The organism is Chryseobacterium sp. VD8, assembly GCF_037149975.1.
GTDB lineage: Bacteria > Bacteroidota > Bacteroidia > Flavobacteriales > Weeksellaceae > Chryseobacterium > Chryseobacterium indicum.
Map to the genome: position 1 here is coordinate 1 of NZ_JBBCQL010000153.1, position 11,082 is coordinate 11,082.

At 35.4% G+C, this 11,082-nt stretch carries 12 protein-coding genes; all 12 read right to left on the bottom strand.

Annotation, left to right across the window (positions count from 1 at the left end):
- On the bottom strand, positions 1-573 hold a 573-nt coding region (locus tag WFK35_RS15490), incomplete at its 3' end, for a UbiA family prenyltransferase (protein WP_336733355.1).
- A gap of 12 nt (positions 574-585) precedes the next feature.
- A complete protein-coding gene (locus WFK35_RS15495; protein WP_336733356.1) occupies positions 586-1,512 on the bottom strand; it encodes a mevalonate kinase family protein in 927 nt (308 codons plus the stop codon).
- A 463-nt stretch (positions 1,513-1,975) separates the two neighbouring features.
- A complete protein-coding gene (locus WFK35_RS15500; RefSeq protein ID WP_214589862.1) occupies positions 1,976-3,505 on the bottom strand; it encodes an MFS transporter in 1,530 nt (509 codons plus the stop codon).
- A gap of 433 nt (positions 3,506-3,938) precedes the next feature.
- Positions 3,939-5,120 carry an acetyl-CoA C-acyltransferase gene (locus WFK35_RS15505; protein WP_214589863.1) on the bottom strand — a complete coding sequence of 394 codons (1,182 nt, stop codon included), beginning with the start codon at positions 5,118-5,120 and terminating at the stop codon, positions 3,939-3,941.
- Positions 5,121-5,175: 55 nt separating this feature from the next.
- A complete protein-coding gene (locus WFK35_RS15510; RefSeq protein WP_336733357.1) occupies positions 5,176-5,607 on the bottom strand; it encodes a hypothetical protein in 432 nt (143 codons plus the stop codon).
- A gap of 6 nt (positions 5,608-5,613) precedes the next feature.
- Positions 5,614-6,003, bottom strand: coding sequence for a hypothetical protein (locus tag WFK35_RS15515; RefSeq protein WP_290265397.1), 390 nt, complete (start codon positions 6,001-6,003; stop codon positions 5,614-5,616).
- Positions 6,004-6,075: 72 nt separating this feature from the next.
- Positions 6,076-7,161 (bottom strand): hypothetical protein, encoded by a 1,086-nt coding sequence (locus WFK35_RS15520; protein ID WP_336733358.1) that lies wholly within the window; start codon positions 7,159-7,161, stop codon positions 6,076-6,078.
- Between the two features lie 81 nt (positions 7,162-7,242).
- A complete protein-coding gene (locus tag WFK35_RS15525; protein WP_336733359.1) occupies positions 7,243-7,950 on the bottom strand; it encodes a hypothetical protein in 708 nt (235 codons plus the stop codon).
- Positions 7,928-8,473: an RNA polymerase sigma factor gene (locus tag WFK35_RS15530; protein ID WP_336733360.1), complete on the bottom strand. Its 546-nt coding sequence runs from the start codon at positions 8,471-8,473 to the stop codon at positions 7,928-7,930. Before WFK35_RS15530 ends, WFK35_RS15525 begins: the two co-directional genes overlap by 23 nt.
- A gap of 115 nt (positions 8,474-8,588) precedes the next feature.
- The gene (locus WFK35_RS15535) at positions 8,589-9,971 is read right to left on the bottom strand and encodes a nucleoside permease (RefSeq protein WP_336733361.1); all 1,383 of its coding nucleotides are present in this window, start codon (positions 9,969-9,971) and stop codon (positions 8,589-8,591) included.
- Between the two features lie 21 nt (positions 9,972-9,992).
- On the bottom strand, positions 9,993-10,592 hold the full coding sequence (locus WFK35_RS15540; protein WP_214589869.1) for a bifunctional nuclease family protein: 600 nt from the start codon (positions 10,590-10,592) through the stop codon (positions 9,993-9,995).
- Between the two features lie 187 nt (positions 10,593-10,779).
- A partial coding sequence (locus WFK35_RS15545; protein WP_336733362.1) for an electron transfer flavoprotein subunit alpha/FixB family protein occupies positions 10,780-11,082 on the bottom strand: 303 nt, incomplete at its 5' end.

The following is an 11,082-nucleotide window of genomic DNA, read 5'->3' on the forward strand; positions in this document are numbered from 1 at the left end:
AAAAACCGCCATGAGTAAAACTTTCTTCGAAAAGGTTTCATAATAGACCATCATTCCGAAAAAGGGATACAACGTAAGGCTTACAAAAGTGAGATTGTTTAATATTAAAATCCGGCTGAGTTTATGGCTGTAAAACCACATAAAGAACTGATAAACTACAAAAAATACAAAAACATTATGCGAAATCATCCATGCAACTCCCAAAGAAATCACACTTAAAACGAGGTAAGCGTAAAGAAAATATTTCTGCTTAATGAAGCTCTGGATTCTTGTTCTGAAAGGTTTTACGACATGATCTTTTTCGAAATCGTAAAACTGGTTGATGATTCCTCCGGCAAGAATCGTAAGAACCGTACAGAAAATAATTCCGTGAACTTTAAAATCAAATACGAATTTTCTGAAATTTTCATCCTGATTAAAGAGGAAAAATGTTGAAACATAGAGTGCAAAAATCAGCAGAACGGCAACAAAAAAGCGAGCTCCCAAAAGAAAGCCCACGAATTGTGAAAATCTGTAAAAAAAAGATTTTTGAATATAATTTCTCTGTTGGAAAGTTTCTTTTTCAGAATTCATTCACAACAATTTTTAGAATCTGTAAATCACTTCTTTATGGAAGCCATCAAGCATTTTTTCTGCTTTTTCGTAATCTTTGGTGAAACCTAAAATATAACCGCCGCCGCCGCTTCCGCAGAGTTTTAAATAATATGCATTGGAATCTAAGCCTTTTTTCCAGACGTTGAATAAACTTTCCGGAATCATGGGACGGAAATGTTCATATGCCCAGTGAGAAAGTTTTTTAAGGTTTCTGAAAAATGGATTCATATCTTTTTTAAGGAATGCATCGATACAAGCGTTATTATAGCGGATAAACTCTTCTTTCAGGGTTTTTCTGAAGCCTTCGGTCTTCATTTTTTCAAAGAAAATCTGAACCATTGGTCCTGTTTCGCCCGTCATTCCTGAGTCTATCAAGAAAATAGCTCCTTTTCCGGCTTCGCTTTCCGGAATGGCAACTTTATCTACACTTTCTTTGCTTTCAATAAGAATCGGAAGATTCATGTAGCAGATCAGAGGATCGATTCCTGAACTTTTCCCGTGGAAATAGCTTTCCATTAAACCAAAAACTGTTCGAAGGCTTTTCAGTTCGTCTTTTGAAATATTTTCAGGTTCGTGTTTAGAAATAGAATATCTTTCGAAAATTGCGGCAACCAAAGCGCCTGAACTTCCTACTCCATATCCCTGAGGAATATTGCTGTCGAAGAATAATCCTTCAGAAATTTCTTCTTTAAATTTTGAAACATTAAGTTCAAAAGTCTCAGGAAGGACTAAATTCTGCAGGTATTCTGCGTATTTTTTAAGATGATCATTGGATTTTTTTTCAAATTCGGAATCCAGTGATGAGAATTTGAGGGTACCTTTGTAAAAACTGTAAGGTAATGTCAAACCTTGGGAATCTTCAATAATTCCGTATTCTCCGAACAAAAGGATTTTTGCGTAAAATAATGGGTTTGTCATTTATTTAAATAAATTTTTCTGCAAATTTAATACTATTCTGATGAATATGAGCAAATCCCGCGCCGAATTCTAACAAATTTTAACCGCAAAATATTCTTAAAATTTTAATTAAATCTAAAATCAGAATTACATTGATATAAATTTACAAAAAAAAGCCTGAAAACTAAGGTTTATATGGTTTTCTATACAAAAGAAATAATGAGGTATGTAAATTTACCGTGAGTCGATATAAGAAGATTAAAATAAATTGATAATCAAACTACTACATTTCATTAATAGCGTTAGTCTTCAGCCCGATGTAAAGTTTTCAGATCAAAATCAACTTTAATAAAAATTGATTGTAAATTTTGACTAAAGCCCATTGCTATTTTTGTATTGTTTATACATCAACTCACGTTAATTTAAAATCAAATAAATAAAAAAGACGCTATAAAGCGCCTTAATTTGTTGTAGTATGATTTAACTATTTTTTCTGGGTATTCAGCTTTAAGAATCGTATCAATATTAATCCTACAAAGAAAAATAATGCCATTGAAAACGCGGCAAATCTCATTCCTGAAGCGGAAGGCAACATGACATCAATTTTAGCGAAAATGGCTCTTAAAGAATCGTATTTATCGATAAATAAGGCAAAAACGAATGTTCCTACAATGATGGCAATTTTTTCCAATACATCATAAAAACTGAAAAATGTAGTGTTCTCCATTGAGTTTTCCGGCAACAGCTTGGAATAAGTGGATCTGGACATTGCCTGAAGTCCTCCCATTACCAAACCTACGACTGCAGCCACCCCGTAAAACTGATATTCTACTGTCGGATTTTCTTTGTTAAGGAAATATGCCCAGATACAGGCAACGATCCAAAGAATAATAGCAATGGTAATTACGTTTTTGTTTCCTATTTTTCTTGATAATCTTGAGAAAATTACAGCTCCGATGATGGCTTCAATCTGAATGACCAAAAGTGTTCCGATGAGTTTATCCTGAGGAAGATTGATTTCGCTTTTCCCGAAAAGTGTTGCCATCAGGAAAATGGTCTGCATTCCCACGCTGTAAAAAAAGAAGCTGGAAAGGAAATATTTCAGGTTTCTGTCTTTGAACAGATCTTTTCCTACTTTGAATAATTCATGAAAGCTTTCTTTGGCGATATCTTTATAGAAGCTTAAGTTATCTTTTAAAACTTCGAAGAAACCACCCTGTTCTTTATGTCTTTTGAAGATGTTTTTATAGTTTAAAAGGACTAAATCTTTCGGAAGTTTTTCTTTCACATCACCAAACTGAGGCAGATGTTTGAAGGTATACTGAGAAAAACCGAACCACCAAGCTCCGGTTAGTAAAAAGCTGATTCTTGTGAAAAGCAACTGTTGTGCAGCTCCTTTTGCAAGAACCTGAATTAATATTAAACAAATCACTACCAAAACTACGGAACCTATATATCCGTAAACATACCCTTTTGCTGAAAGTGCATCCTGTTTGTCTCTGGTGGCAATATCCGGTAAAAAGGAATTATAAAATACCAAACTTCCCCAAAATCCGACACTTGCAGTAATGCTGAAGAGTAATCCTAAGAATACGTTGTGCATTCCGGTAAACATTGCCAATCCCATACAAGATGTAGCTCCTAAATAGCAGAAGAACTGCAGGAAGGATTTTTTGTTTCCTATCGTATCTGCCAAAGAGGATAAAAACGGAGACAATAAAACTACTATGAAAAAGGAAATCGTTAAGGAATATCCATAGACCGCATCGGGTTGATATTCTTCTCCAAAGATCTTAATCATATGTCTTACAGGGACATCTATCCATGATTTTGTTTCCGCCACGTATTCCTTTTTTTCGTACGCTGTGGTAAGAATGGAATAGTAAATAGGGAAAATAGTTGAAGTAATTACCAAAGAATAAACGGAGTTTGCCCAGTCATAAACCGCCCAGGCTTTCATGATCTTTGGATTATTCTTTATGTTTTGAGTTTGCAGATTCTCAATTTCAGACATTTCAAATAATTATTAATAAACACAAAAATAGCAAAACCGCTGAATATTCGGAGCTTTTTATTTGGTTTGGAGAAAATTTTATTATTCCGTTAAAATTGTGCTATTTAAAATATGGCTTCAGTATAAATATTTCTTGCCCGAAGAGAATATTTTTCAGGAGAAAAATTATCGTATTTCAATTATATATTGTTTTTTTTTGATTGCTTTTAATTTTTTAAAAGTTTCTTAACCTTTCAAATGATTTTTACCGATAATTTCTATTGATGTCTGGAATTATAGCCCCGATTGCAGCATTTGTCTGAGCTCATTTCGGATTTCGGCGGCGGCTTCGCCGCCGCCGAAACCCGAAATAGCGAGTGCGGAAAGCGGGAAAAAGCTCCAAAAAAAAATCCGAAAGTAAAACTTCCGGATTCTGAATGTATCAATCTAATGATTACTGCATATTTTCAATAACGATTGCAGAAGCTCCGCCTCCTCCGTTACAGATTGCTGCTGCACCGTATTTACCGTTATTCTGTTTCAAAACGTTAATTAAAGTTACAATGATTCTTGATCCTGAACTTCCAAGAGGGTGACCAATAGCCACAGCTCCACCGTTTACGTTTACTTTAGAAGCATCCAGTCCTAAAATTTTATTGTTCGCCAGACCTACTACAGAGAAAGCTTCGTTGAATTCGAAGAAATCGATGTCTGTAAGCTCTAAACCTGCTTTTTTAAGAGCAATCGGCAAAGCTTTTGAAGGTGCTGTAGTGAAATCTTCAGGAGCTTGAGCTGCATCTGCATAAGAAACGATTCTCGCCAAAGGCTTAAGTCCCAATTCCTCCATTTTTTCTTTAGAAACAAGGATCAAAGCAGAAGCTCCGTCATTGAGTGTAGAAGCGTTTGCTGCCGTTACTGTTCCTTCTTCTTTTTTAAACACTGTAGGAAGTGTAGGAATTCTGTCAAAATTTACCGCTTTATATTCTTCATCTTCTGCAAAAATGATCGGATCTCCTTTTCTCTGAGGAATTTCCACAGGAACAACCTCATCAGCAAATTTACCTTCCGACCAGGCTTTTGCTGCTCTTTTATAAGATTCGATGGCAAAATTATCCTGCTCCTCTCTTGAAATACTGTAGTCTGCTGCACATTTTTCTGCACAAACTCCCATATGAACTTTGTTGTAGACGTCTGTAAGTCCGTCCAGAACCATTCCGTCCTGCATTTTTACATCGCCTAATTTTGTTGCATTTCTTGCGTTGTAGTAATGTGGAACTGAGGACATATTTTCCATACCTCCTGCAACAATTACGTCTGCATCTCCTGCTTTAATTGCCTGTGCAGCCATAGAAACCGCTTTCATTCCGGATGCACAAACTTTATTTACCGTAGTAGAAGGCGTTTCGTTTGAAAGTCCTGCTCCTAAAGCTACCTGACGAGCCGGAGCCTGTCCTTCTCCCGCCTGTAAAACGTTCCCCATGTAGATTTCCTGAACCTGTTTCGGATCAAGACCAATTTTTTCTAATGCTCCTTTTACAGCAACAGCTCCCAGCTTCGTTGCAGGAACAGCAGATAAACTTCCTAAAAAACTTCCCATCGGAGTTCTTACTGCGGAAACGATGAATACTTCTTTCATTTTTATAATTCTATTTTTTTACGTTTAGTTTAAACCGAATCTTATAATTTTCTGTTTATTTTTTGTTCTCTTTCGCTTTCATCAGTACAAAATTATAGATGTCATTTTCGAATTTTGACTGAATTTTTATGTAATTGTCCTGCGTGGCAATAACTTTATTGGTGAATATATCTCCTACTTTAATAGGATTTTCTTTTTCGGTTTTTTCAACAGCAATTAATTTATACTCGCAGTCACTCACAAAAACCATGGTTAGTTTTATAAAATCTTTACCATCGTTATAATATTCGGTCTGTATATTATCTTTTATGGTCATATACCAAAGATTGGGCGGATAATTCATCCTGTAAAACTTACCTTCCTTAATATTAGTACATTTTGGAGGATTATCTACAGGTTTCTTTTTTACCGCTTCCTGGGACTGTGCATTCGCGTACGATGCACCCAGAAAAAATACTCCGATCGAAAATATTTTCAAAAAATTCATACGTGATTATGCTTTTACTTTATTATTTTTAACTAAAATGATGATAAATGCTCCTAAAAATTCTAAGATCCAGCCCCATTTCAATTTTACAATTCCTGCCAGTTTATCCTGCCATGATTTAAAAGGCATAAAGCTGAAATAATCTGAAGCCTGAAGTTTTACGGCAATAAGCGTAAAAACGAACAGAACAACCAGAAGAATACCAAAAATTTTAGAAACTTTTGTATTATTGTTTGCAATACCAAAGAGTGCTCCTGCAGAAAGAATCCAGCAGATTATTGCCAGAGAATGATCGAGCTTCCAATAATTCCAGTTTCCGATGATGGGAACGTGAACGAGCGGCAGAAAACTTCCTGCAACCACCAATATCAATCCTAATAACTGAATATTTTTCATATTTCTTAAAGTGCCAAAATACAAAAAAAAACACACTCCAAAAAGTGTGTTTTTCTATGATGCAGATTCATATTAAAAATTGACATATAACAGCTCCAATCCTATCTGAACGCCATATTTGTTATTAATTTTTGCCTGATCGTTGAATATGGGTGTGAAATCTTTTTTCACAAAAATATTAAACGGACCATATCCCAAAGACAATTTACCCCCAAAAAGAAAAGCATTAACAGCGTCTGGAATATTTTCCCTGTATTTTACGCGGTTGTTCTCTTCATTCTTGTAAATGATATAGTTTTGGGTAAGAAATCTTACGCCTCCATAAACTCCTGCACTGATTCTGAAATTTCCTTTGGAATTATCCAGCATTTTTTCATTGTTTTCTACAGTATATTTAGGATTTAAGACAAATACAAAATCAATCGGAACCAGAAAATAGTGATTTTTGAGATATGATTTTTTTAAATTTCCTTCGGCGAAAGTATTAAAATCCGAAATAGAGATTTCATTTTTATCCTGAGTGAAAATTGTTGTTTTTTTCGGTGAAAAAGAATCTGACCGATATCCCAGACCGATACGGTAAAATACCGGAGAAACCAAAGAGCCAATCTGTCTCGTCATTCTCAATTCCATTTGTGAAGACATAGAATTTCCTACTCGTATTCCGGATTCTTTATTGCCTATTGCAAGGGAAGAGGATGATTTTGTAAGATTCATGAAACCGAAACCGATGTTAAAATCGGTCGTGCGTAAAAGGTCTTTTTTGGTTTTATTACCGGAGGTGTTCAGCGTAAGAAGCGCATTATTTTGAGCTAAAAGTTCAATAGACTGTTTTCCGGATCTTCCCATCACAATATCTTTTACAATGCCTTTGGTTGCATTTTCCAGCTCTTCTTTCTGGCTGTTTATTTTTTCGTTGATGATTTCTTCGTATTTCATCGCGATTTCTGTTCTCTGCTTCTGCTTTTCATCAGCGCTTACTTTGTTTTCTCTGTAGTTTTTATCCAGATCATCCAGCTCCAGATTCATTTTAGATTTTTCTGATACTACAATGCTGTCCACTTTTTTAGAATAGCTTCGTAATTCCGGTCTTACTTCCTGTGAAAAGGCGTAGGAAAAAGCAAAAAGAGCAGTCATTAAGGCAAATTTAGTTTTCATGTATTTTCTTTTATTTTTTAGACAATATTTTACCGCTGTTCATAAAAAAGAACAGTAATTTTTATTTTAAAGTATTAGAATCTATTTCGTGTCTGTGTAGACCGTTACGCCAAGAACCGTTACATTATCCACTTTCTGAAAGACTTTATTGATATTAAAAACTCCGAATTTGCGATCATCTTTTTTCGTTTCTTCTCTGGTTTTATCAAATTCTCTTCCCATAAGCAGTTCATCAGCATTAATATAGCCTGATTTTGTTTTCTTTGCTTCGGCAATCGCAGAAAAAATTATATTTTCGCTTTTAATTTTGTCGGGGTTAATATCGATAGTTCTCTGTTGCATAACTGCAATTTCTTCAATTACAGGACTCGAAATTTTTTGAATTTTGACTTCTTTTTTTGAATTTAAAACCTCAGCCGAATTCGTTTCCTGATTTTTTAAAACAGCTTTTACCGTATTTTCCTGATTGTTTTTTTGTTCCTCAGAAGCGACAGATTGTTTTTCGAATTCCGGATTTATGGGATTTACAGTATTTTCAAGACGTTGTTTTACAAGATAGCCGGTTTTTTGATGGTCAAAGTTATTTTTATTTTTAAAATAAATAATTGTTCCTACAGAAACCATCAGCAAGACAATGGCTGCATATTTCAACCATCCGAAGGACTGTTTTGAAGCATTTTCAGGCTTTTCATCCAGCTTCTGATCCAATCTGTCCCAAAGATCGGCGGAAGGCTTTATTTCAAGCTTCTCATACTCGGATTTTAAATTATTTAACGTATTGTTTTTCATTTTGCTTCTGTTTTAAAAAATCTGCAATCCATTTTTTAGATTTGCTCAACTGGCTTTTGCTGGTGCCTTCAGAAATATTCAGTATTTCTGCTATTTCATGATGCTTTTTTTCTTCAAAAACATAGAGATTGAAAATCAATCGGTATCCATCGGGCATTTTTGAAAAAATTTCCTCCATATTAAGCTCCTCCATTTCTTCTTCCCAGTTTTCCTCAACATTTCCGATTTCGCTGATTTCAACATCCGTGTAAAGGATATTTCTGTTTTTCCTGATAAAATTAATCGAGTTATTCACTACGATTTTCCTCAGCCAGAACTGAAAGCTTTTCCATTCTCTGCATTCCTCTATTTTTGAAAAGCAAGTGAAAAAAGAATTCATTAAAATATCTTCCGCATCATGAAGGTTATTCACATAAGAATTTGCTATGGCAAGCATTTTCGCCGAAAACATTTCGTACAGAGCTTTCTGCCCTCTCCGATTCTGCTTTTTTGCCAGTTTAAAATTCTCTTCTAAATTCTTCATTAATTAGTTTCTGTTTATAAGACGAAAGATTTTTGAAAGGGTTGCCTGAATATCAAAAAAAATTGCACTTTTTTTGAAAGTGCAATTTAATATATTCGTTATCAGTATGATAAAATTAATGTTTAATATCCGATGTCTGAATAGGTGCATGTTTATGTTTGAACAGAACAGCAAATAAAAGAGCTAAAATCAAAGCATATGCAGCGAAAGAAAGCCAGATATTATGCCAGTCTTTTACCATTACAATAGAAGATAAAGTTCCGTCCGGATTTACCGCAGAATTAAAACTCTTCTGCAGAATTCCTAAAAAAGTCTGATTGTCCGGCGTTGTTTCAAGATAATCTGCCAGTGAAGAGGCTGTTGTAAACTTGTGGGTGAAGAATTTATCAATCGCCCAACCTGCTGCATAACTTCCAAAAACTGCTCCAAAACCATTCGTCATCATCATGAATAATCCCTGAGCTGAAGAACGGATCTTTTTATCGGTAGTGGTTTCCACAAAAAGTGATCCTGAAATATTGAAGAAATCAAAAGCCATCCCGTACACAATGCAGGAAAAGATGATTAAACTTAAGCCATATCCTTCCGGAACACCATAGGCAAAGAATCCGAATCGTAAAACCCATGCAAACATTGAGATCAGCATTACTTTTTTAATTCCATATCGTTTTAAAAAGAAAGGAATTGCCAAAATGAATAGTGTTTCCGAAATCTGAGAAATAGACATGATAATTGTAGATCTTTTCACTACAAAAGAGTCAGCATATTTAGGAAAATGTTCAAATTCACTCAGGAATACGTCTCCGTAAGCATTGGTAAGCTGTAAAGCCGCCCCCAAAAGCATGGAAAATAAGAAAAATAATGCTGTTTTGTAATCTTTGAACAGTTTAAAAGCATTAAGACCTAACTGCTCGGATAACGGCGCATCTTTGTCTATTAATTTTTGTGGAGGACATTTTGGTAAGGTTAAAGCATATATTCCTAAGAAAACAGCAACCGCTCCGGCAATATAGAATTGTCCTTCCGTAGCTTTATTCCCCGTAAGATTGGTAATCCACATCGCTACAATAAAACCAATAGTTCCCCAAACACGGATTGGCGGGAAATCTTTTACAACATCCAGTTCACTGTTTTTAAGAATAGTATAGGAAATCGAATTGGCTAATGCAATAGTCGGCATGTAAAAACACATGGCAACGAGCATTACCGTAAAAAAAGAACCGGGATCTGCGGAATGAGGCAGAATGAAAAGCACGATACCGTATAAAATATGTAACGCTGAAAAAATTCTTTCTGCGTTTACCCAACGGTCGGCAATAATTCCGGTGATGGTCGGCATAAAAATGGAAGCAATCCCCATGGTTCCGAAAACAGCACCAAACTGCGCTCCGTCCCAATGTTTTGTACCGAACCAAAAATTAGCCATCGTAATCAGCCATGCTCCCCAAACGAAGAACTGCAGAAAACTTAAGATGGTCAGTCGTAATTTTAAGTTCATAAGTTAGTATAAATAATCTCTTTAGTCAATTTTTTTCTTCCTTCTCCTGATTTCTTCCTGAATTTCAAGAGCAGTATCGTAATCTTCTTCTTTTACCGCTTCATCCAGCAACTTCTGCAATTCTTCCATCGAAATCGATTTTAGGTTATCTTCCGCCTGAACGGTTTCGGAAAACGAAGGTTCTTCTTTGGTTACATCTTCCAGTTCCAGTAGAATTCCGGCTTCGTTAAGTACCTGCTGTGTTGTGAAAATAGGGGCATCAAAACGAACTGCCATTGCTACCGCATCTGAAGTTCTGGCATCTAAGATGAGTTCTTCATCTGTAGCTTTATTTTTAAAGTTGATATTTGAGAAGAAAACGCCGTCTACAATCTGATAGATGATAACGGATACAAGTTCATAATTTGCAGAATGTATAAATTTTGTAAATAAATCATGTGTAAGAGGACGAGGTGGGTGAATGTCTTTCTCAAGCCCCAAAGAAATGGATTGTGCCTCGAAATTCCCTATAACAACAGGTAATTTAATATGTGTTTCTTCATGTTCCAATAATAGTGCGTACGCCCCGGATTGTGTCTGGCTGTACGATATTCCGCGAATAATTAACTGTTTATAATCCATAACTACAAATATAGATTAATTTTTCAAAGTTTTTTTTACTTTTTGTACAAAAATAAAAGCCCGAAAAGGGCTTTTATATGCGAATTGTGATTTAATGACACTGTCTGTTTTACTTCGTAAGCGAATTTTTTAAAGATATACTTTAAAATTTACACATGAAATAATTGACTGTTGCCCATCCACTTTTTTATGCTTTAAGAGCTTTTATTTTCTCTGTTAGCGCAGGAATAATCTGGAAAGCATCTCCTACAACTCCGTAATCTGCGGATTTGAAGAATGGAGCTTCGGGATCACTGTTGATCGCTACGATTGTTTTAGAGGAGTTAACTCCTGCCAAATGCTGAATTGCTCCGGAAATACCGATTGCAATATAAAGATTCGGAGAAATTGCCTTACCTGTCTGTCCTACGTGTTCTGTGTGAGGTCTCCATCCAATATCTGAAACCGGTTTTGAACACGCTGTTGCTGCGCCCAAAACATTTGCCAGATC